The 22345-nt window shown below is 74.6% G+C and carries 13 protein-coding genes; 9 read left to right on the forward strand and 4 right to left on the reverse strand.

Annotation, left to right across the window (positions count from 1 at the left end; translation table 11 throughout):
• Positions 1 to 589 precede the first annotated feature (589 nt).
• The 4 genes from V9U70_RS27430 to moeZ all read left to right on the forward strand — a co-directional run bounded on the left by V9U70_RS27430 (position 590) and on the right by moeZ (position 5040).
• Complete coding sequence (locus V9U70_RS27430) at positions 590 to 1735, forward strand: hypothetical protein (RefSeq protein ID WP_336679566.1); 1146 nt, start codon at positions 590 to 592, stop codon at positions 1733 to 1735.
• 249 nt (positions 1736 to 1984) lie between these two features.
• Positions 1985 to 2950, forward strand: coding sequence for an NAD-dependent epimerase/dehydratase family protein (locus tag V9U70_RS27435; protein ID WP_336679568.1), 966 nt, complete (start codon positions 1985 to 1987; stop codon positions 2948 to 2950).
• The gene (locus V9U70_RS27440; protein WP_336679570.1) at positions 2938 to 3762 is read left to right on the forward strand and encodes a spherulation-specific family 4 protein; all 825 of its coding nucleotides are present in this window, start codon (positions 2938 to 2940) and stop codon (positions 3760 to 3762) included. The genes V9U70_RS27435 and V9U70_RS27440 overlap by 13 nt, the downstream gene beginning before the upstream one ends.
• 99 nt (positions 3763 to 3861) lie before the next feature.
• Positions 3862 to 5040, forward strand: coding sequence for an adenylyltransferase/sulfurtransferase MoeZ (gene moeZ / locus V9U70_RS27445; RefSeq protein WP_336679572.1), 1179 nt, complete (start codon positions 3862 to 3864; stop codon positions 5038 to 5040).
• Positions 5041 to 5129: 89 nt separating this feature from the next.
• On the opposite strand, the gene V9U70_RS27450 is transcribed toward moeZ, so the two are convergent.
• The 3 genes from V9U70_RS27450 to V9U70_RS27460 form a co-directional block, all read right to left on the reverse strand.
• On the reverse strand, positions 5130 to 6722 hold the full coding sequence (locus tag V9U70_RS27450) for an alpha/beta hydrolase (protein WP_336679573.1): 1593 nt from the start codon (positions 6720 to 6722) through the stop codon (positions 5130 to 5132).
• A gap of 181 nt (positions 6723 to 6903) precedes the next feature.
• Positions 6904 to 8487, reverse strand: a complete 1584-nt coding sequence (locus tag V9U70_RS27455) for an alpha/beta hydrolase (RefSeq protein ID WP_336679574.1) — start codon at positions 8485 to 8487, stop codon at positions 6904 to 6906.
• Between the two features lie 89 nt (positions 8488 to 8576).
• On the reverse strand, positions 8577 to 11417 hold the full coding sequence (locus tag V9U70_RS27460; RefSeq protein ID WP_336679576.1) for a lysylphosphatidylglycerol synthase transmembrane domain-containing protein: 2841 nt from the start codon (positions 11415 to 11417) through the stop codon (positions 8577 to 8579).
• 221 nt (positions 11418 to 11638) lie between these two features.
• Here V9U70_RS27460 and V9U70_RS27465 point away from each other — a divergent pair, with 221 nt between their 5' ends.
• The 5 genes from V9U70_RS27465 to nudC all read left to right on the forward strand — a co-directional run bounded on the left by V9U70_RS27465 (position 11639) and on the right by nudC (position 21920).
• Positions 11639 to 12094, forward strand: a complete 456-nt coding sequence (locus V9U70_RS27465) for an MGMT family protein (RefSeq protein ID WP_336679578.1) — start codon at positions 11639 to 11641, stop codon at positions 12092 to 12094.
• A gap of 235 nt (positions 12095 to 12329) precedes the next feature.
• On the forward strand, positions 12330 to 15818 hold the full coding sequence (locus V9U70_RS27470) for an ATP-dependent helicase (RefSeq protein ID WP_336679581.1): 3489 nt from the start codon (positions 12330 to 12332) through the stop codon (positions 15816 to 15818).
• A gap of 58 nt (positions 15819 to 15876) precedes the next feature.
• On the forward strand, positions 15877 to 19347 hold the full coding sequence (locus V9U70_RS27475) for an ATP-dependent DNA helicase (RefSeq protein WP_336679583.1): 3471 nt from the start codon (positions 15877 to 15879) through the stop codon (positions 19345 to 19347).
• 10 nt (positions 19348 to 19357) lie between these two features.
• On the forward strand, positions 19358 to 20761 hold the full coding sequence (locus tag V9U70_RS27480; protein ID WP_336679585.1) for a dipeptidase: 1404 nt from the start codon (positions 19358 to 19360) through the stop codon (positions 20759 to 20761).
• Positions 20762 to 20963: 202 nt separating this feature from the next.
• On the forward strand, positions 20964 to 21920 hold the full coding sequence (gene nudC, locus V9U70_RS27485; protein WP_336679587.1) for an NAD(+) diphosphatase: 957 nt from the start codon (positions 20964 to 20966) through the stop codon (positions 21918 to 21920).
• Between the two features lie 111 nt (positions 21921 to 22031).
• Here the strand turns inward: nudC and V9U70_RS27490 are convergent, their stop codons facing one another.
• Positions 22032 to 22286 carry a mycoredoxin gene (locus V9U70_RS27490; RefSeq protein WP_336679589.1) on the reverse strand — a complete coding sequence of 85 codons (255 nt, stop codon included), beginning with the start codon at positions 22284 to 22286 and terminating at the stop codon, positions 22032 to 22034.
• Positions 22287 to 22345: the final 59 nt, after the last annotated feature.

Genomic DNA, 22345 nt, shown 5'->3' on the forward strand with positions numbered 1-22345 from the left:
CACCACCGGCGTATCCGCTTACGGTCGTCCCGCTGCGAGTCGCCGGTCCCACGGCGTCCGTCCACCAGGGAGATCGGGGGTACACGTGCGGATCGGAACGTTCACCGAACGTGGCTGTCCGTATGCGTCAGGTGAGTCCGGGCTCCGGTGTGATCGGCTGAAGCACCGGCTGCCGCGAGAGGCGTTCCCCCTCTCCGCGCCCAGCCGTTCCACCCGCCAGGAGGGGCGCGGCGGGCCGGCCCGGCCGGTGACCGGCGAAGCATTGGCCTGCGGGCGACACGATCGCGACCGCACCCCCCGCACGGACTGCCTGACCGGGCGGAGCGCCGCCGCCCCCGATGCACTGGCCAAACGCTTCTTCGGGGCGTTCCCGCTGGTCACAGAAGGCCGCGCGCAGCCGCGCGCGCACCACCCCGCGGCATGCCGCGACGGCCGCCGGGCACCGGTCGCGCACCCTCCGGTGCGCCGGCGGACCGGCGCGGCGGGTCCTCCCGGCCGCCCCCTCCTCTTCGCCGCCCCGCCGGAGGCCACGCCCCACGGCGGCAGTGGCGACAGCCGCCTGCCGCGTCACGATCACGGAGACCGCCCGATGTGCTGTCCGGACGACCCGGCCGCCGCCGCTGCGGCCGCTGCACGACGCCCCGGAGCGATCCCGTCGCGCCGCCTCGCGGCGCGCAGGCCCCCGGCCGCCCCCGTCCGCAGAGGACCCACCGACCCGGCGGGACCCCCGACGCACCGTCACCGCGCCCTGTGCGAGCGGGCGGCGGGCCCGGCGAGGGCGATCACCCCCGCCCCGGGGCGCCGCGGCCTCACCGCCCGCTACCGCCACCGGGGCGTCCTCCCGCCGGTCGAGGAACTGGGCACCCGTATACCGCCCCGCCCCGCCGGGTCCGCGCCGAGCGGTCCCGCGCCCGCAGGACCGGACGCCGGGGGACCGGCCGGGTGGACGCTGCGCGCCCTGCTCCCCGGCGCGGCCTGCCTGGCGACCGCCGGAGCGCTCCGGGCCACCGAGGGCGTGCTCGGCGGCGGGGCGCGGGCGGCGGTCATCGCCGTCGGCGGGCTCCTGGCCTGCCTGGCGCTCCGGCTGTCCCTGGGCCGCGGGCCCCTGCGCGCCCCGGAGGGAACGGGCCGGGCCGGGATGTACGGCTGCTGGCTCCTGGGCTACGCGGTGTACGGGGAGGAGCTCCTCGCGCAGGTCATGAGCGGCGGCCCTGACGGCCCGTGGGGCGGCTCCCCCGCCCCGCTGCTCGGGCTCGCCGCCGCCGTCGCCCCGGCGGCCTGGTGCGTCCACCTCTTCACCGTCCGCGCCCACCGGGAATCGGGCGGCCGACGCGGAAGGGAGGGCTCCGGGACGGGGGCGCGCCCCCTGCTCCTCGCGGTCGTCGCCCTCTTCCTCGTCGCGCTGCTGCCCCTGACGCACCTGGCCCGCCTCGGCCTCGGCGGCGGGGTCCCCGTCGCCGCCGTCGGCCTCGGGCTCCTGCTCTTCGTCGCCCGGCTGCTCGCCGCGCAGGGGCTGCCCGGCCCGGGCACGGTCGCGCTCGCCGCCGCCTGCGCCGTCGAGGCGGCCGCCCCCGCCCTCGTCCTGGCGGCCCGGCTGCCCCACCTCGACCCGCTCGCCCGGCCGGTGAACGCCCTCGTCTCCGCGGGAGGGGCCGGGGCCGTGCCCGCCCTGGCCTGCGGCGCGGCCGCTCTCGGGCTGCTCCTCCACGCCGCCCTCGCCCTGTCCAGGGCCTGAGCCCCCCTCCCACGGGCCCGGGCGGCCCCGCCGCCCCGGGCGCGCCACCGCGTCACTCACGGACCGCACGCCCGCCCCACCGCAGCACCCGAACCCCACGAACCGTACGACCGCATCACCGGCCCGCCCCGCGGAGCCGACGCCGCGGGCCCGCCCAGCACGAACCGATCGCACGACCAAGGAGATACCCGCCATGACCCCCCAGTCCCCCGCACCGGCAGTCCGCCGTCGGCACCGAGGCGGTGCGCGATGAGGGTGCTGCTGCTCGGAGCCAACGGATTCCTCGGCCGCTTCGTGGCCGACCGCCTTCTGGCCGACCCCGCCGTGCATCTCACGGCCCTCGGACGCGGCGACGACGCCGACGTCCGGTTCGACCTGGCCGGCGGCAGCCCCGGAGCGCTCACCCGCTTCCTGGACGCCGTCCACCCCGGAGTCGTCGTCAACTGCGCCGGCGCCACCCGCGGCGGCGCGCGGGACCTCACCCGCCACAACACCGTCGCCGTCGCCACCGTCTGCGAGGCCCTGCGCCGCAGCGGCTGCGGGGCCCGGCTCGTCCAGGTCGGCTGCGCCTCGGAGTACGGGCCCTCGCAGCCCGGCTCGTCCACCGCGGAGGACGCCGTCCCGCGCCCCGGCGGCCCGTACGGCGTCAGCAAGCTCGCCGCCACCGAGCTGGTGCTGGGCTCCGGCCTCGACGCCGTCGTCCTGCGGGTCTTCTCCCCGGTCGGCCCCGGCACCCCGGCGGGCTCCCCGCTGGGCCGGCTGGCCGAGGCGATGCGCCGGACGATGCAGTCGGGGGACGGCGAGCTGAGGCTCAGCGGCCTCGGCGTGCAGCGGGACTTCGTCGACGTACGCGACGTCGCCCGCGCCGTGCACGCCGCTTCGCTCTCCGCCGCTCAGGGCGTCGTCAACATCGGCACCGGACGGGCCGTCCGGCTGCGCGACGCCGCCGCCGTGCTGGCCAGGGTCGCCGGGTACGGGGGCGCGCTCCACGAGCTGGACACGCCCCCCGCACGCCTGCCCATCGGGGCTCCCCGCACCTCGGCCGAGTCGGTGATGGAGCACCTCTCGGCGACCCCGTCCCCGTATCCGGACGGTTGCGGCGCCTGGCAGCAGGCGGACGTCCGCACCGCCCGGGACCGGCTCGGCTGGCGCCCCCGCATCCACCTGGAGGAGTCCCTGGCGGACATCTGGATGGAGGCGGCATGCCGTATCTGACCGCTCCCGACGCCGTCCGGCGGGCCGCGTGCGGCGAACAGCTCGGCTTCGGGGTCCCGGGCTACGGCCACCCGCTGCTCGCCCCCGCGGAGTGGGCCGGGCTGACGCGCCCCGGCACCCCGCTCCACTGGGCGGTCCTGAACATCGCCCAGGGCCCCGGCTCCCGGCCCGACCCGCACTGCCTGGAGGCGGCCGGGAGGCTGCGCAACGCCCGGGAGCGCGCCCTGCACGGTCAGGCCCCGCGGGACACGGTGCGGGCGTCCGGCGGCAGGCTGCTGGGCCACCTCGACCTGGCCTTCGGAGAGCGGCCCCTCGACCAGCTGACCGCTGACGCGCGGGCCTTTCTCGACTGGTACCGGGTCAGCGGCTTCTACCTCGCCCGGTGCCCCGCGGAGCGCGCCGAGCTGCCCGCGGTCCGCCGGCTCACAGGCGCCCTGCGCGCCCTGCTGGCGGAGAGCGACAGCGCCGACGGCGGGGGCCGCCTGGTGCTGGGCCACGGCGTCCAGCCCTATCCGGGATACGCGGAGGCCGCCGACCAACTGGTCCTCTTCCAGGGACCGTGGACCGACTACCGCTGGTCCCAGGTGGCCGAGTGGACGGCCGACTACCCGCCGGAGCGGTTCGCCCACTTCGTCCACGGCGTCCCGCGCACCCATCTCGACGAGGCGATGCGGATCGCCCGCTGGCAGGGCGCCGGGACGATCTTCTTCACGGACCGGGACGACCGAAGCGGACAAAGCGATCCCTTTGCGACGCTGCCCAGCTACTGGGACGAAATCGTCTCGCGGATCGGACCGGGTATCTCGGAATGAGAAGGGGCGTGGCAGTGTTACGGCAAGAACAACCGTACGTAGTCGACCGTACGACGTCGATGTACGTAGAATCCGACCACCTGCATTGTTGAGGTTCCTGTGTCGCTGCCACCCCTGGTCGAGCCAGCTGCTGAGCTCACCGTCGACGAGGTCCGCAGGTACTCCCGCCACCTGATCATCCCGGATGTCGGGATGGACGGACAGAAGCGTCTGAAGAACGCCAAGGTGCTCTGTGTGGGCGCCGGCGGCCTCGGCTCCCCGGCCCTGATGTATCTGGCCGCGGCCGGCGTCGGCACCCTGGGCATCGTGGAGTTCGACGAGGTCGACGAGTCGAACCTGCAGCGCCAGATCATCCACAGCCAGGCCGACATCGGCCGGTCCAAGGCGGAGTCCGCCAAGGACTCGGTGCTGGGGATCAACCCGTACGTCGACGTGGTCCTTCACGAAGAGCGGCTCGAGGCCGAGAACGTGATGGAGATCTTCGCGCAGTACGACCTGATCGTGGACGGCACGGACAACTTCGCCACCCGCTATCTCGTCAACGACGCCGCGGTGCTGCTGAACAAGCCCTACGTGTGGGGTTCGATCTACCGCTTCGACGGCCAGGCCTCGGTCTTCTGGTCCGAGCACGGCCCCTGCTACCGCTGCCTCTACCCGGAGCCCCCGCCGCCGGGCATGGTCCCCTCCTGCGCCGAGGGCGGCGTGCTGGGCGTGCTCTGCGCGTCCATCGGCTCCATCCAGGTCAACGAGGCCATCAAGCTGCTCGCCGGCATCGGCGACCCGCTGGTCGGCCGCCTGATGATCTACGACGCCCTGGAGATGCAGTACCGCCAGGTGAAGGTCCGCAAGGACCCCGACTGCGCGGTCTGCGGCGAGAACCCCACCGTCACCGAACTCATCGACTACGAGGCCTTCTGCGGCGTCGTCTCCGAGGAGGCCCAGGAGGCGGCGGCCGGAGCCACGATCACCCCGCGGCAGCTCAAGGAGTGGATCGACGGCGACGAGAAGATCGAGATCATCGACGTCCGCGAGCCGAACGAGTACGAGATCGTCTCGATCCCCGGCGCCAAGCTGATCCCGAAGAACGAGTTCCTCATGGGCACCGCCCTCCAGGACCTCCCGCAGGACAAGCGCATCGTCCTGCACTGCAAGACGGGCGTCCGCAGCGCAGAGGTCCTCGCGGTCCTCAAGTCCGCGGGCTTCGCCGACGCGGTGCACGTGGGCGGCGGCGTGATCGGCTGGGTCCACCAGATAGAGCCCGAGAAGCCGGTCTACTAGCACGCGCGTTCCGTACGGAGAAGAGGCCGGCCCGCGTCACGCGGACCGGCCCCTTCCGCGTGCCCGGACGCCGCGCCCGTCCCGGCCCGTCACGAGCAGGTCGTACCGTCCGCCGGGACCCTCCCGTCCAGGAAGTAGTCGTCCACCGCCGACGTCACGCAGTCGTTGCCGCCGTAGGCGCCGTGCCCCTCGCCCTCGTTGGTGAGCAGGACGCCGACGCCCTCGCCGAGCTCGTCGGCCATCCGCCGCGCCCCCTCGTACGGCGTGGCCGGGTCGCCGGTCGTCCCGACGACGAGGACGGGCCCGGCCCCCGGAGCGCTCGTCTGCGGGGTGTCGTGCTCGCCGTCGACCGGCCACCGGGCGCACCAGCCCGCCGTGTCCCAGGCGAGGAACGGGCCGAACACCGGCGACAGCCGGCGGAACTCCGGCAGCAGGGCTCGGGCCTCCTCGACGGTGGGGCGGGACGTGGAGTCGGCGCAGGAGATGGCCCGCTGGGAGTGGCTCTGGGTGTCGTAACGGCCCTTGTCGTCACGGCCGTTGTAGTCGTCGGCGAGCTGGAGCAGACCGTTGCCGGTGCCGTCGTTCTCCGCCTCGTCCAGCGCCGACGCCAGGGCGGGCCAGCCGGACTCCGAGTACAGCGGGGTGACGATGCCGGTGATGGCCAGGGATTCGCTCAGCTCGCGGCCGGTGTCGGTCGGCAGCGGGTTCCTGTCGATGCGGGCCAGCAGGCGGGCGATGCGTTCGGTGCCCGCCCCCGGGTCCTGGCCGCGGTCCTTGAGGTAGTTCTCCAGAGCCCGCTGGAAACCCGTCGCCTGGTTCCGGGCGTGCCCTGTGCTGTCGGCCGTCGGGTCGACGGCCGCGTCCAGCACGGCGCGCCCCACGTTCCGGGGGAAGAGGTGCGCGTACGTCCCGCCCAGCTCCGTACCGTAGGACATGCCGAAGTAGGACAGCTTGTCGTCGCCCAGCACGTGCCGGATCAGGTCGAGGTCGCGGGCGGCGTTGGACGTGCCCACATGCGGCAGGATCGCGCCCGAGCGGCGCTGGCAGCCGGCGCCGAAGTCCGCGGCGTCCTCGATGAACGCGGCCTCCTCCGCCGCCGTGTCCGGCGTCAGGTCGACGCTCCGGTGGGCCTGCTCCTGCCTCTCGTCGGTGCGGCAGCTCACCCCGGAGCTGGCCGCGACCCCGCGCGGGTCGAACCCCACCAGGTCGTAACGGGAGTTGAGCTTCTCGTACGCCCCGGCCGCGCGCGGCAGCGTCGCGACGCCGGAACCGCCCGGACCGCCGAAGTTGAACAGCAGCGAGCCGAGTCGCCGCTGTTCGGTGGTCCGGGCCTTCTTGCGGATCAGCGCGATGGACAGCGTCGTCCCGGACGGCCGCGCGTAGTCGAGCGGTACGTCGACGCTCGCGCAGCGCCAGTCGGGGCCGGGGGCGCTGCCGCCGCGCGGGGCCTTGCAGTGCTTCCAGTCGGGGCGCTGGGAGGTGAGGGCGGAGGGCAGCGCGGGCGGTCGAGCCGCGCCCGGCGAGCCCGCGGGCGCGGGGGAGGCGGCGCCGGAGCGGCCTTCCGCGTGCCCGTCCGCCTCCGGTTCGGTCGTCAGCAGGCCGCAGCCGGCGAGCAGGCCCGCCGCCAGCAGTGCCGAACCCCCTCGGACGGCGGCCCGGCGGGCCCATCGGTACGCACGCATGTTCCGGCTCCCCTCCCCGCGGCCCGAAGCCGGCGGTGACACGCCGGGCGGCTGTGATGTGCCGCCATGCTAGGGGGGTGTCCAGCGGATCAGGGCCGGCAACGCCGCGAGGCGCCGTGCCAGGCGTCGCGGGCCCGGCTCCGATCCGCCGCAGACCCCCCAAGGGGCGGTGCGGCGCCGGTCAGCCGCAGACCGTGCCGGACTCGGGTACGTCGCCGTCCAGCAGATAGCCGTCGACCACCCGCTGCACGCAGGCGTCCTTGCTGTTGTACGCCCCGTGCCCCTCTCCGTTGTACGTCAGCTCCACCCCGACGCCCGTGCCCAGCTCCCGCGCCATCGCCCGCGCCCCCGCGTAGGGGGTGGCCGGGTCGCCGGTGTTGCCGATGACCAGGATGGGGGCGGAGCCGGGGGCGCTGACGTCAGGGGTCTCCCAGGCTCCGGCGACCGGCCACCCGGTGCAGCCCATCAGGCCCCAGCCCAGATAGTCGCCGAAGAGCGGTGAGGCCTTCCGGAACGCGGGCAGTGCGGCCTTGGTCTGCTCCAGGGTGAACCGCTGCTTGCTGTCGGCGCAGTTGATGGCGAGGTTGGCGGCGCCGGAGTTGTCGTACTGCCCGTCCTCCGAACGGCCGTTGAGCGAGTCCGCCAGCGCGAGGAGCAGCCCGCCGTTCCCGCCCTCCGCTTCGTCCAGTCCCTGTTCGAGCAGCGGCCAGGTCTCCTGGGAGTAGAGCGCGGAGGCGATGCCGGTGGTGGCCTGCGTCTGGGTCAGCTGCCGGCCGCCGAGCCCCTCGATCGGCTTCTTCTCCAGCGAGGCCAGCAGGTCGGCGATGCCCTGCTCGACCTCCTGCGGGGTGGCGCCGGACAGCGCGCAGTCGTCGCGCTCCGCGCAGTCCTCCGCGAAGTTGTCCAGAGCGAGCTGGAACCCCCGGGCCTGGCCGAGCGAGGACTGCTCGGCGTCCTTGGTGGGGTCGACCACCGCGTCGAAGACCGCCCGGCCGACCTTGTCCGGGAAGAGGTGGGCGTAGACGCCGCCCAGTTCGGTGCCGTAGGAGATGCCGAAGTAGTGGAGCCGGTCGTCGCCCAGCACCGTGCGCATCAGGTCCATGTCGCGGGCGGCGTTCGTCGTGCCCACGAAGGGGAGCTCCGGGCCGGAGTTCTCCTCGCAGCCCGCGATGAGGTCCTTCTGCTCCCGCATGAACTGCTTCTCCTCCGCCGCGTCGTCCGGGGTGGAGTCCTGCTGGTAGTAGGCGTCCAGCTCGGCGTCGTCCGCGCACTCCACGCCCTCGCTGCGGCCGACCCCGCGCGGGTCGAAGCTCACCAGGTCGTAGCGGGTGCGGAGCGAGTCGTACTCGGTGCCGAAGGCGGGCAGCGTCGCGACGCCGGAGGCGCCGGGGCCGCCGAAGTTGAACACCAGCGAGCCGATGCGCCGCTTCTGGTCCTTGGCCTCCGCGCGGACCAGTGCCAGCTCGATCGTCGGGCCGTCGGGCTCCGCGTAGTCGAGTGGCACGTCCATGAAGGAGCACTCCCACACCGTGCCGCCGGGCAGCGGGGACGGCGACGGCCCGCCGCCCTGGGCCGTGTTCGGGGCCGGGCACGGGGACCAGTCGAGCTGCTGCGACGTCAGCTCCGACGCGGTGGAGGTCGGCGAGGCGGTCGAGGCTCCCGTGGGCGTCGAGGGCCCGTCCCCGCTCTCGTCCGAACAGGCGGCCAGCGGCAGCAGCACGGCGACGGCGACGGCGGCGGTACGCGGGGCGGGGGAAGTCCTCATGCCCCCATCGTGCGGCGGGGCGGCGGGGAGCGCGCGGGGCGCGGTCCATGCGGGTGGTGGAAGCCGCCGGGCCCGGCAGGCCCTCCTGGCTACAGCTCGCCCTTGCGGGTCAGCTGGTTGAAGCAGATCCAGCCGGGCAGCACCGGAAGCCACAGCGTCATCACGCGGTACAGGACCACCGCGGGCGCCGCGACCTCCTTCGGCAGTCCGACCGCGATCAGGCCCAGCGTCAGGGCGCCCTCGACCGCGCCGACCCCGCCCGGCGTCGGGGCCGCAGAGCCGAGCGCGTTTCCGGCGAGGAAGACCACCGCGATGCTCGCGTAGCTCAGCTGCGGGACGTCCGGGCCGCTGAAGGCCCGGATCGAGGCGTCGAGGCAGAGCACGAACAGGCCGGTCAGCAGCAGCATGCCGCCGATGCCGGTGAGCAGCTTCTGCGGCCGCTGCACCACGTCCAGCATGCGCGGCACGACCCCGGCGAACAGCGAGCGCACCCGTGTCACCACGAACTTCCGCAGGAAGGGGACCGCCGTCACCACCAGCACCAGCACCGCGACCGTGAGGAGTCCGGCGATGACCGTACGGGAGGGAGTCAGCGAGTCCGGGGTCCGCTCCGTGCCGGTGAGGTAGCCGAACAGCGCCAGCAGCAGAATGTGGCAGCCGAGCCCGAACAGCTGCGACGCCCCGACGCTCGCCACCGCGAGCCCGGGGCGCACCCCGGCGCGCTGGAGGAAGCGGGTGTTCAGCGCCACACCTCCGACGGCGGCGGGCGCGACGATCTTCACGAACGAGCCGGCCACCTGCGCCTTGACGGTCTTGCGGAACGGCACCCGCTCCGGCACGAAGCCCAGCAGGCTCATCGCCGCCGCCACGTAGCTGAGCGCGGAGAACCCCAGGGCGGCCGCCACCCATCCCCACTCCGCCTGCTCCACGACCGTTCCGAAGTCGGCCTGGGTGACCTGGGAGATCAGGTAGTACGCGGCGATGGCCCCGGCGATGAAGCTGAAGAGCGTGCGGGGCTTGATGCGTTCCAGGCGGACCGGCTCGACCGGCGCCTGGGGGCGGATCAGCAGCACCTGGCGGCGGATCTGGGCGAGGAGGTCCGCCTCGCGGACCTCCTCCATCGCGTCGTCGATGGCCCGTTTCTCGGCCTGCTTCTCGATGCGCTGTGACTTCCGCTCGGCCTTGGCGCCCGCCTTGCCGCCCGCCTTGACCTCGGCCTTCGCCTCCTCCTTCGGGCCCTTCGCGCCGGCGGCGGGCGCGCTCGCCCCGGCGGGCTCCGCGGCGTCGAGGGACTTCGACCGCTTGGCGGCCCGTGAGGCCTCCACGGCCGACTCCCGCTCACGCTGCGAGCGCTCGCGGGCGATGCGGCGCAGCGCCGCCCGGGTGGAGCGGCTCAGCGCGATCGGCTGGAGCAGCGGCAGACTGTCCGCCACCGCGTCCGGGCCGAGCACGGCCAGCGCCCCGGCGACCGACCGCTCGGCCCCCACCCGCAGCCCCAGAGTGGTCAGCAACTGCGCCACGTCCATCCGCAGGACCAGGTCCCCGGCCGCGATCTCGCCGCCGCGCAGGTCCGTCACGAAGGCCTGGCCGGTACGGTCCACCAGCAGAGCGTCGCCCGTGAGCCTGCGGTGGGCGATCCGCCGCGACTGGAGGGCCCGCACCTGGCGCCAGGCGCCGCGCACCAGCTCGTCGGTGATCTCCCCGTCCTCCAGCGAGTCCAGCGACCGGCCGCCGATGTGCTCGTAGACGAGCATCACCGCGTCGGGCCCCAGCTCGGAGGTGGCGATCAGCTTGGGCGCGTTCGCCCCGGCGGCGATCGCCGCGTACGCGAGCAGCGCCTCCTGCTCCAGAGCCTGCCGCAGCGACTGGATCGAACGCCGCTGGGTGATCCCGCGCAGCGTGAGCCGCCGCCAGGCCCGGTAGAAGAACCCCTGGGCCTGCTGCTCGCGGTCCACGACGGTCACGTCCAGCGGCGGCCCGTCCTCCAGCGTGACCAGATACCGCCGGCCCCGGTCGCTCTGGTCGGCGTTGTCCGGGACGTCCTCCGTGCGCATCGCCGCGACCGGGCGGAAGCCCACGTGCCGCAGCCCCGCCATCAGGTGCTGCCCGGTGGGGCGGACGTTCGGCGAGCCGACCGCGTACAGCGTTCCGTACGCCACCGTCCAGCCGATCAGCACGGTGAGGACGATCGAGAACGGGGTGGTGTATCCGCCGACGAGCATCGCGAACGCGTCGAGCAGCAGCACCACCCACAGCACGACGCGCCAGCGCGGCCGCCGCGCCATCCCCACCGCCGTCATGTAGGCGATGACCGGTGCGAGGTAGCCGTGCACGGGGTCGGTCAGACCGCCCGCCGTCTGCGGCTGGGTGAGAGCGTCCTGGACGGTGCCGGGAGCGCCCCGGGAGACCCAGAGGTCGGTGGCGAGGGTCACTCCGTGGGCGAGTACGGCGGCGAGCACGCCGTCCGCGATGCGCAGCCCGTCCCGTTTGATCAGGCGCTCGATGGCGAAGGCCACCGGCACCAGCAGCACGGCGATGCTGGACACCAGGCCGGCGAGCTTGATCAGCAGGTCGGGCGCCTGCTCCGTGCCCTTGGAGATGTCGTCCTCGAGCCCGGTGGTGGTGCCCTGCGCGAACGCGGAGACCGTGAGCAGCACGACGATCGCGAGCACCCCGATGAGCAGCCGCAACAGGTCGGACGGGCGGTGCACCCGGGCCGGGAGCAGCGGCTCGTCGCCGGAGACCCGGTCGGTCGGAGCGGCGTCGGCGGAAGCCAGGGTCGAGCCGGTCGGACGACCGTACGCGGAGGCGGTGGGGCCGTCGGCGCGGGGCGCCCCGGACGCCTCCTGCGCACTCGACGGCCGTTCCCCGGCCACGCTCGACGGGTGGTCCTCGGCATCAGAGGCGTCCGCCGCCTTCGGTGGCTGCACGCCCTGCTCCTTCGTCGCCTCTGGTTCGTCTTCGTGTTCTCGTATCACCGGTCACCGCCCGCATGATGGTGGCACGGCCCGTCGACAGAGGGGGGCATCAGGGTGCTCGGCGCGGGCGCGGACAGCGCAACATACGCTCCTTTGCTTCCGCGCGCACCCACGGTGCGCGGACAGGAACGGCCCCGCCCGCCCTGTCGGCGGCATACGGCAGGATGGGGCGGATGAGCGACGACGAGACGGGCGGAGAGGGACCGGGCGGCGCCCCGGCCGCGGTGGAGCTGCCCCAGTACGCGGAGCGAGTCCTGGACGTGACCGATCTCATTCCACCCGGCCGGGTGATGACGTACGGCGACGTCGCGGAGTGGCTGGGCGACGGGGGACCGCGCCAGGTCGGCCGCGTCATGGCGCTCTACGGCTCCGCCGTGCCGTGGTGGCGTGTCGTCCGGGCGGACGGAACGCTGCTCCCGGGCCACGAACGCCGTGCGCTGGAGCACTACCGCGCGGAGGGCACGCCGCTGCGCGAGGCGTCCCACCGGACGGAGGGCCGCATACCGCGGCTCGACATGCGCCTCGCCCGCTGGGACGGCGCCACGGTCCCGGGAAGAGGTACGGGCGGCTCCGGTGGTCCGGGAGGTTTCGGCGGCCCCGCAGGCCCGGGCGAGGAAGCTCACATCTGACGGCTCCCGCGGACCTGCCCCCCTCCGCTCCCTTTCCGCGCCCCGAACGCCCGAGGACCGGTTCAGGGCCGGGCGCGGGGCGCCCGGACGCCGTCCGCCACGTGACGAGAGACGCAGCCCGGCCGCCGCCTCCCGCCCCGCCGCTGGCGTAGCGTCGTCATCGCGCGGCACGCGCCGCCCCTTTCCTCGACCCTGCTCCCCATCACCTGTACACCCACCAGGACCGGCGATCCACGTGAGTTCCTCCTCCACCCGGCACAGTCCGCACCGTGAGTCACGGCCGCGGACCGCGGGCGCGTACCGCCTGGTGCGCACCCCGCCGGGGTCGGTGGACCCCCCTTGTCCGGACGCAGCGCAGCGCGCGGTGGTTGACCACCCGGGCGGCCCGCTGCTGGTCCTCGCCGGCCCCGGCACGGGCAAGACCACCACCCTCGTCGAGTCCGTCGCCGCGCGGGTGGACCGGGGCGCCGACCCGTCCCGCGTCCTGGTCCTCACCTTCAGCCGGAGGGCCGCGGTCGAGCTGCGCGACCGGATGGCCGCCCGCCTCGGCGCGGCCCGCGGCCCGCAGGCCACCACCTTCCACTCCTACTGCTACGCCCTGGTCCGCGCCCACCAGGACGCCGACCTGTTCGCCGATCCGCTGCGCCTGCTGTCCGGGCCCGAGCAGGACGTCACCGTCCGCGAGCTGCTCGCGGGCCAGCTCGACCTGGAGAAGGAGGGCCTGGCCCACGTCCGCTGGCCGGACGAGCTGCGGGCCTGCCTCACCACGCGCGGCTTCGCCGACGAGGTGCGCGCCGTCCTGGCCCGCAGCCGCGAGCTGGGCCTCGGACCGGACGCGCTGGCCGCCTTCGCCCGCCGCACCGGCCGCCCGGACTGGACGGCGGCGGCCCAGTTCCTCGCCGAGTACCTCGACGTGCTCGACGCCCAGGGAGTCCTGGACTACGCCGAGCTGGTGCACCGCGCCGTCCTGCTCGCCGAACGCCCCGAGGTCTCCGCGCAGCTGGCCGGAAGCTACGACGCCGTGTACGTCGACGAGTACCAGGACACCGACCCGGCCCAGGTACGCCTCCTCCACGCGCTCGCCGGCAACCGCGGAGGCCCCGCCGGCCGGGGGCGGGGCCAGCGGGCGGCCGGCGCCGGGGCCGGGAGGCCGGCCGCGGGCGGCGCGGGCCGGACGCTGATCGCGTTCGGCGACCCGGACCAGTCGATCTACACCTTCCGGGGCGCCGACGTGAACGGCATCCTCGACTTCCCGCACACGTTCCTCCGGGCGGACGGAACCCCCGCGCCCGTGACCGCCCTCACCACCTCGCGGCGCTCCGGCTCCGGACTGCTCGCGGCGACCCGGCTGCTCACCCGCCGGATGCCGCTGCCCCGGCTGCCCGCCGACACGGTCCGCGCCCACCGTGAGCTGCACGCCGTCCGGGAGGGCGGACGCGTCGAGACGTACACCTGTCCCACCGCCTCCGTCGAACTGGAGCACATCGCCGACCTGCTGCGCCGCGCCCACCTGGAGGACGGGGTGCCGTGGCAGGAGATGGCCGTGCTGGTACGGGCCGGAGGCCGCTCGCTGCCCGCCGTCCGCCGGGCCCTCACCTCGGCGGGCGTGCCCCTGGAGGTCGACGGCGACGACCTCCCGCTGCGCCACGAACCGGCGGTCGCCCCGCTGCTGACCGCGCTGCGGGCGGTCGCCGTCGCCGCGCTGAACGGAGCTCCGGCTCCGGCACCGGCTCCGGCACCGGCACCGGCATCGGCCCTGGCGTCGGGTCCGGCGCCGTCGCCGGACCCGGAGCACCGGGGCGCGTCGGACGAGACGGGCGGCGGGCCCGGGCCCGCCCCCGAGACGACCCCCTGGCTCGACACCGAGACGGCCCTCACACTCCTCTCCTCGCCCCTCGGCGCCATGGACGCCGCCGACCTGCGCCGCCTCGGCCGGGCCCTGCGCGACGACGAACGGGCCGCCGGGGTCCGGATACCCGCGCCCTCCGGCGAACTCCTGGCGCGCGCGCTGGCCGAGCCCGAGCGCCTCGTCACGCACGACCCGGCGTACGCCCGCGGAGCACAGCGCCTCGGCGGGCTCCTGCGCTCCGCGCGCGAACTCCTCGCCGGCGGCGGCACCGCGGAGGAGGCCCTCTGGATTCTCTGGAACGGCACCCCGTGGCCGGGCAGGCTGGAGCGGGCAGCGCTGCGCGGCGGGGCGGGCGGGCGCAACGCCGACCGCGACCTCGACGCCGTGTGCGCCCTGTTCGACACCGCCGCACGCGCCGAGGAACGCACCGGCGGGCGCGGGGCCCTCAACTTCCTGGAAGAGGTCGACGCCCAGGACATCGCCGCCGACACCCTGTCCCGGCGGACCGCCCGCCCCGACGCCGTACGCCTGATGACCGCCCACCGCTCCAAGGGCCTCCAGTGGCGGCTCGTCGTCGTCGCCGGCGTCCAGGAAGGGCTCTGGCCCGACCTGCGCCGCCGCGGGTCCCTCCTGGAGGCGGACCGGATCGGCCGCGACGGACTCGCCGAGCCCCTCACCCCCGGGGCCCTGCTCGCAGAGGAGCGCCGCCTCTTCTACGTCGCCGCCACCCGCGCCCGTGAGCGCCTGGTCGTCACCGCCGTGAAGGCCCCCGCCGACGACGGCGACCAGCCCTCCCGCTTCCTCACCGAGCTGGGCGTAGAGCCCCGCGACGTCACCGCCCGCCCGCGCCGCCCCCTCGCCGTCGCCGCGCTCGTCGCGGAGCTGCGCGCCACCACCGTCGACCCGGCCGCCTCCGACGCCCTGCGGGACGCGGCCGCCCACCGCCTCGCCCGGCTCGCCGCGCTCACCGACGACGAGGGGCAGCCGCTGGTGCCCGCGGCCCATCCGCACCGCTGGTGGGGTCTGGAGGAGCCGACCCGCTCCACCGTGCCCCTGCGGGACCGCGACCAGCCGGTCACCCTCTCCGGCAGCGCCCTGGACCAGCTCGCCAACACGTGCGCCCTCCAGTGGTTCCTGGGCCGCGAGGTGAAGGCCGACGCCCCGGCCACCGCCGCCCAGGGGTTCGGCAACGTCGTCCACGTACTCGCCGACGAAGTCGCCTCCGGCCGGACCCCCGCCGACCTGGACGTCCTCATGGAGCGCCTCGACTCCGTGTGGAACGGCCTCGCCTTCGACGCCCCCTGGAAGTCCGAACAGGAGAAGGACCACGCCCGCGCCGCCCTGGAACGCTTCCTGCGCTGGCACGTCCTGGACCGCTCGGGCCGCACGCCCACCGCCAGCGAGCACGACTTCGACGTGACGCTGGAGGCGGGCGCGTACACCGTCCGCGTCAAGGGCTCCATGGACCGGGTCGAACAGGACGTTCAGGGCCGGGCGTACGTCGTCGACTTCAAGACCGGCAAGGGCGCGCCGACCAAGGACGAGGTCGCCGCCCACCCCCAGCTCGCTGTCTACCAGCTCGCCGTGCGCGAGGGCGCCCTCGACGGCCTCTTCGACGGCCGAAGGCCCGAGCCCGGCGGCGCGGAACTCGTCCAGCTCCGCCGGCCCGCCCCCAAGAAGGAGGGCGGCGAGGCCCTCCCCAAGGTCCAGGCCCAGGAGCCACTGGCGGGGGAGTGGGTCTCCGATCTCCTCGCCACCGCCGCCGGTAAGGTCCTGGACGAGCGTTTCACCCCCTCCACCGGCGCCCACTGCGCCCACTGCGCCTTCCGTGCCTCGTGCAGCGCCCAGCCCGAGGGGCGCCAGGTGGTGGAGTGACAGCGGCCCCCGTTGGGGGCGTGCCGGGTTGTCAGTGCGTCCGGTTACCGTTGTCCGGGTGTCCTCACGCATCACCGATCCCGAGCAGCTCAAGGAGCTCCTCGGGATTCCGTTCACTCCGGAGCAGACGGCCTGCATCACCGCGCCGCCCGCCCCGCAGGTGATCGTGGCCGGAGCCGGGTCGGGGAAGACCACGGTGATGGCCGCCCGCGTGGTCTGGCTGGTCGGCACCGGCCAGGTCGCGCCCGAGCAGGTCCTCGGTCTCACCTTCACCAACAAGGCGGCGGGCGAACTGGCCGAACGCGTCCGCAGGGCCCTGATCGCCGCCGGGGTCACCGACCCCGACGTCATCGACCCGGACGACCCGCCGGGCGAACCCACCATCTCCACGTATCACGCGTTCGCCGGCCGCCTCCTCACCGAGCACGGCCTTCGCATCGGCCTGGAGCCGACCAGCCGCCTTCTCGCCGACGCCACCCGCTACCAGCTCGCCGCCACAGTGCTGCGCGAGGCCCCGGGACCGTATCCGGCGCTCACCCGGTCCTTCCCCACTCTGGTCAGCGACCTCCTGGCACTCGACGGGGAGCTGTCCGAACACCTCGTGCGCCCCGGGCGGCTGGAGACGTACGACACCGAGCTGCTGCACGCCCTGGAGACCGCCAGGCTCAGCAACGCCGACCTGCGCAAGATCCCCGAGACCGCGGAGGCCCGCCGCGCACTCCTCGGCCTCACCGAGCGCTACCGGGCCGCCAAGCGGCACCGGGACCTCCTGGACTTCGGCGACCAGATCGCCCTCTCCGCCGAGCTGGCCCTCACCCGCCCCGAGGTCGGGGAGATCCTGCGCGACACGTTCCGGGTCGTCCTGCTCGACGAGTACCAGGACACGTCGGTGGCCCAGCGGCTGCTGCTCTCCGCCCTGTTCGGCAGCGGCGGCGGCACGCAGTCGGAGCCCACCGGCCACGCGGTGACCGCCGTCGGCGATCCCTGCCAGGCGATCTACGGCTGGCGCGGCGCGTCCGTCGCCAACCTCGACGACTTCCCCGAGCACTTCCCGCACGCCGACGGCGCCCCCGCCACCCGTTACAGCCTCAGCGAGAACCGCCGCAGCGGAGGCCGCCTGCTCCAGCTCGCCAACTCTCTCGCCGAGCCGCTGCGCGCGATGCACGAAGGCGTCGAGGCGCTGCGCCCCGCTCCGGGCGCGGAACACGACGGCCTGGTCCGCTGCGCGTTGCTGCGGACACACGCGGAGGAGACCGACTGGCTGGCCGACTCCCTCGCCCACCTCGTCCGCACGGGCACTCCGCCCGGCGAGATCGCCGTCCTGTGCCGCACCGCGGGCGACTTCCCGCAGATCCAGGCCGCCCTGGTCGCGCGGGACGTCCCGGTCGAGGTCGTCGGCCTCGCCGGGCTGCTGCACCTGCCAGAGGTGGCCGACCTGGTCGCCGTCTGCGAGGTCCTCCAGGACCCGGGGGCCAACGCCTCCCTGGTCCGGCTGCTCACCGGACCGCGCTGGCGCATCGGCCCCCGCGACCTCGCCCTCCTGGGCCGCCGCGCCCGCCTCCTCGTGCACCGGCCCGCCCACGGGGACGACGCCGACCCGGACCAGCGGCTCGCGGAGGCCGTCGAGGGCACCGACCCGGCCGAGGTGATATCGCTCGCCGACGCCCTGGACACCTTCCTGGTCGCGGGGGACGCGGCGGACGACGGGCTGCCCTTCTCCGCCGAGGCCCGCGTCCGCTTCGCCCGGCTCGCGCGGGAACTGCGCGACCTGCGCCGGTCGCTCGCCGACCCCCTGATGGACGTCCTGCACCGGGTGCTGGCCGCCACCGGTCTGGACGTCGAGCTGTCGGCCTCCCCGCAGGCGCTGGCCGCGCGCCGCCGCGAGACCCTCGCCAACTTCCTGGACACCGCGGCCCGCTTCGCCTCCCTGGACGGCGAGGCCACCCTCCTCGCCTTCCTCGGCTTCCTGCGCACCGCCGCGCAGTACGAGAAGGGCCTGGACAACGCGCTGCCCGGCGGCGAGAACACCGTCAAGGTCCTCACCGCGCACAAGTCCAAGGGGCTGGAGTGGGACGTCGTCGCCGTGCCCGGACTGGTCACCGGCCAGTTCCCCAGCGGCCAGCCCCGGGACGCCTGGACCGCCCAGGCCAAGGTGCTCCCGCACGCGCTGCGCGGAGACGCGGCCACCCTCCCGGCCCTCGACGCGTTCGACGCCCGGGGCCTCAAGGCGTTCAAGGAGGAGATGAAGGAGCATCAGCACACGGAGGAGCTGCGCCTGGGCTATGTCACCTTCACCCGCCCCCGCAGCCTGCTCCTGGGCTCAGGCCACTGGTGGGGCCCGTCGCAGAAGAAGACGCGGGGTCCGTCCGCCTTCCTCGACGCGCTGTACGAGCACTGCGCCGCGGGCCACGGCGAGATCGAGGCCTGGGCGGAGGAGCCCGCAGCCGACGAGGAGAACCCGGCCCTCGCCGAACGGGACACCGACCTGGCCTGGCCGCTCCCGCTCGACGCCGAGGCACTCGCCCGCCGCCGCGCCGCCAGGGACACGGTGCTGGCCCACCTGGAGCGCCTGGCCGCCTCCGGAGGCGAGGAGGGGGACGAGGGGCCCGCGTACGGGCACGAGGGGCCGACGCACGCGCACCCGCACGAGGAACCGCCGTACGAGCCGGGGCCCGAGCCGCAGGAGCCGCCGATCGACCGGGACGGGGACGGCGACTGGGACGCGCTCCCCACCGCACGCCCCCCGGGCGCACCGGCCACGGCGCCACCCCCGTCCCCCCGCATCCCGGCTGCCCGCCACCCCCAGGAGGCCGACCCTCCGGGAGGGCTCACCCCCGAGGAGACCCGCACCCTGGCCTCCTGGGACCGGGACCTGGACGCGCTGGCCGGCGAGCTGCGCCGGGCCCGCGCCACCGTGCGGGACGTCGTCGTGCCCGCCTCGCTCTCCGCCACCCAGCTGCTCCGCCTGGCGGAGGACCCCGACGCGTTCGCCCAGGAGCTGGCCCGGCCCATGCCCCGGCCCCCTCAGCCCGCCGCCCGCCGGGGCACCCGTTTCCACGCCTGGGTGGAGTCCCGGTACGAGGAGCTGCCGCTCCCCATGCTCGGCCCCGACGAACTGCCCGGGGGCGACGAGAGCGACGTGGAGATCGCCGACGAACGCGACCTCGCAGAGCTGAAGGAGGCCTTCGAGCGCACGGCGTACGCCCGGCGCACGCCCTACCGCGTGGAGGCCCCGTTCCAGATCACCCTCGCGGGCCGGGTGATCCGCGGACGGATCGACGCGGTGTACCGCACCGGCGACCGCTACGAGATCGTCGACTGGAAGACCACCCGCCATCGCACCGCCGACCCCCTCCAGCTCGCCGTCTACCGGCTGGCCTGGGCCGAGCTGCACGGCCTGCCCCTCGAAGCGGTCACCGCCGCCTTCCTCTACGTACGCACAGGCGAGACCGTGCACCCGGAGGGGCTGCCCGGACGGGCCGAGCTGGAGCGGATACTGCTGGACGAGCCGGCTCCGCGGGGCGGATAGGCTCAAGAGCATGAGCGACACCCCGGACAGCGCCGTCCGTACGTACACCGAACAGCACCGCGCGGCCTTCCTCGACGACCTCGCCGCATGGCTGCGCATCCCCTCCGTGTCCGCACAACCGGAGCACGACGAGGACGTACGGCGCAGTGCCGCGTGGCTGAGCGCCAAGCTCGCGGAGACCGGCTTCCCGGTCACCGAGATCTGGGAGACCCCCGGGGCTCCGGCGGTCTTCGCCGAGTGGCCCAGTGAGGACCCCGACGCACCGACCGTGCTGGTCTACGGTCACCACGACGTGCAGCCGGCCGCCCGGGAGGACGGGTGGGTCACCGACCCGTTCGAGCCGGTGATCCGGGACGGCCGCATGTACGGACGTGGCGCGGCCGACGACAAGGGCCAGGTGTTCTTCCACACCCTCGGCGTACGCGCCCACCTCGCCGCCACCGGTCGTGCCGCCCCGGCCGTCCACCTCAAACTGCTGATCGAGGGCGAGGAGGAGTCGGGCTCGCCGAACTTCCGCGCCTTGGCCGAGGCGCACGCGGCCCGCCTGGCCGCCGACGCCGTGATCGTCTCCGACACCGGCATGTGGGACGAGGACACCCCGACCGTCTGCACCGGCATGCGCGGCCTCGCCGAGTGCGAGATCGAGCTGTACGGTCCCGCTCAGGACATCCACTCCGGGTCGTTCGGCGGCGCGGTCCCCAACCCGGCCACCGAGATCGCCCGCCTGGTCGCCGCCCTTCACGACGAGGACGGCCGGGTCGCGATCCCCGGTTTCCACGACGGGGTGGCCGAGCTCACCGACGCCGAGCGGGCCCTCTTCGCGGAGCTGCCGTTCGACGAGGAGACCTGGCTGCGGACGGCGAAGTCCCGGGCGGCCTCGGGCGAGGCCGGTTACTCCACGCTGGAGCGCGTCTGGGCCCGCCCCACCGCCGAGGTCAACGGCATCGGCGGCGGCTACCAGGGCGCGGGCAGCAAGACGGTCATCCCCTCCTCCGCCCTGGTGAAGATCAGCTTCCGGCTGGTCGACGGCCAGGACCCCGACCACGTACAGGAGGCGGTCCGCACCTGGGTCGAGGCCCGCGTCCCGGCGGGCGTCCGGCACCGCATCGCCTTCCAGCCCGCGACCCGGCCGTGCCTTACCCCGCTGGACCACCCGGCCCTCCAGGCCGTGGCCCGTGCGATGGGCCGGGCCTTCGGCAAGAAGATCCTCTTCACCCGCGAAGGAGGCTCGGGCCCGGCCGCCGACCTCAGGGACGTTCTCGGCGCACCCGTCCTCTTCCTCGGCATCTCCGTACCCTCCGACGGCTGGCACGCCCCCAACGAGAAGGTCGAACTCGACCTGCTGCTCAAGGGCGTCGAGACGACCGCGTACCTGTGGGGTGAGCTGGCCCAGTCGCTCCGCCGAACCCACTGACCCCCCCGGGCACGGGGCCCACCGGGCTGCCGCCGCTTCGAACGCGCCGGACCCACTGAACCGACCGGACCCACTGAACCGACCGCACCCGCCGAACCGACTGCACCCGCCGAACCGACTGGACCCGCAACCGGCCGCATCCGCTGCACGCCTCCGCGCACCTCCGCACACCCGATCCGCCCAGGGGGAGTAGAAAGCACCTGTGAGCACCTTCGACAACGCCACCGCAGACCGTCCGATCGGTCTCACCGCGCCCAGCGGCATCGACCGTGCGGCGCACCACCGTCTCGACGAGGCCTGGCTGTCCGTCGCGTGGAGCCACCCGACGACCCGCGTCTTCGTCGTGTCCGGCGGCCAGGTGCTGATCGACGACACCCCCGAGGGAGGCACGGAGATCGTGATGACCCCGGCCTTCGAGGCCCCGGTCACCGAGACCCACCGCTACTTCCTGGGCACCGACGAGGACGGCGTCAGCTACTTCGCCCTCCAGAAGGACTCGCTGCCCGGCCGCATGGACCAGTCGGCCCGCCCGGCCGGACTGCGCGAAGCGGGTCTGCTCCTCGGCCCCCGCGACGCGGGCCTGATGGCGCACGCGGTCGCCCTGGAGAACTGGCAGCGGCTGCACCGTTTCTGCTCCCGCTGCGGCGAGCGCACCGTCATCGCGGCGGCCGGACACATCCGCCGCTGCCAGGCCTGCGGGGCCGAGCACTACCCGCGCACCGACCCGGCGGTCATCATGCTGGTCACCGACGACCAGGACCGGGCGCTGCTGGGCCGCCAGGTGCACTGGCCGGAGGGCCGCTTCTCCACCCTCGCCGGGTTCGTCGAGCCGGGGGAGTCCATCGAGCAGTCCGTGGTCCGCGAGGTGTACGAGGAGGCAGGCGTCACCGTCGGCGAGGTCGAGTACATCGCCAGCCAGCCGTGGCCCTTCCCCTCCAGCCTGATGCTCGGCTTCATGGCACGGGCCACCTCTTCGGAGATCGACGTCGACGGCGAGGAGATCGAGGAGGCCCGCTGGTTCTCCCGGGAGGAGCTCACCGCGGCCTTCGCGTCCGGCGAGGTCCTGCCGCCGTTCGGCATCTCGATCGCGGCCCGTCTGATCGAGATCTGGTACGGCGAGCCGCTCCCGAGACCGGGCCGCGTGCACCGGACCGGCTGAGCGACGTCAGCGGCCCGGAACGCACGACTGCCCCCGGCGGCGCCGGGGGCAGTGGGTCGCGTGGAGGCCGATGCGGACAGGAGGCGTCCGCACCCGCCGGGCCGGGCGCGGTCAGGCGTCGAGCGCCTGCTTCACCTGGGCCAGCGACGGGTTCGTCATGACCGACTCGGTTCCGGAGGGGGCCACGACGAGGAGCGTCGGGACCGTCTGGTTTCCGCCATTGGCCTTCTCGACGAACGCCGCCGACTCCGGGTCGTGCTCGATGTTGACCTCGTTGTACGCGATGCCTTCGCGGTCCATCTGGCTCTTCAGCCGACGGCAGTAGCCGCACCAAGTGGTGCTGTACATCGTCACAGTGCCCGCCATGTCGCTGGCGCTCCTTCGTCTCGTCCGTACCCGCTGCGCGGCCGGCAGCGTCGCTTGCG

Origin of the sequence: Streptomyces pratensis, assembly GCF_037137275.1 — a bacterium.
Lineage (GTDB): Bacteria > Actinomycetota > Actinomycetes > Streptomycetales > Streptomycetaceae > Streptomyces > Streptomyces pratensis_B.

Excerpts from the sequence above, each read along its gene's own strand:
- V9U70_RS27480 (WP_336679585.1), top strand. The coding sequence starts at position 19,358 with ATGAGCGACACCCCGGACAGCGCCGTCCGTACGTACACCGAACAGCAC.
- V9U70_RS27435 (WP_336679568.1), top strand. The coding sequence starts at position 1,985 with ATGAGGGTGCTGCTGCTCGGAGCCAACGGATTCCTCGGCCGCTTCGTG.
- V9U70_RS27490 (WP_336679589.1), bottom strand. The coding sequence starts at position 22,286 with ATGGCGGGCACTGTGACGATGTACAGCACCACTTGGTGCGGCTACTGC.
- V9U70_RS27450 (WP_336679573.1), bottom strand. The coding sequence starts at position 6,722 with ATGCGTGCGTACCGATGGGCCCGCCGGGCCGCCGTCCGAGGGGGTTCG.
- V9U70_RS27430 (WP_336679566.1), top strand. The coding sequence starts at position 590 with ATGTGCTGTCCGGACGACCCGGCCGCCGCCGCTGCGGCCGCTGCACGA.
- V9U70_RS27440 (WP_336679570.1), top strand. The coding sequence starts at position 2,938 with ATGCCGTATCTGACCGCTCCCGACGCCGTCCGGCGGGCCGCGTGCGGC.
- V9U70_RS27465 (WP_336679578.1), top strand. The coding sequence starts at position 11,639 with ATGAGCGACGACGAGACGGGCGGAGAGGGACCGGGCGGCGCCCCGGCC.
- V9U70_RS27455 (WP_336679574.1), bottom strand. The coding sequence starts at position 8,487 with ATGAGGACTTCCCCCGCCCCGCGTACCGCCGCCGTCGCCGTCGCCGTG.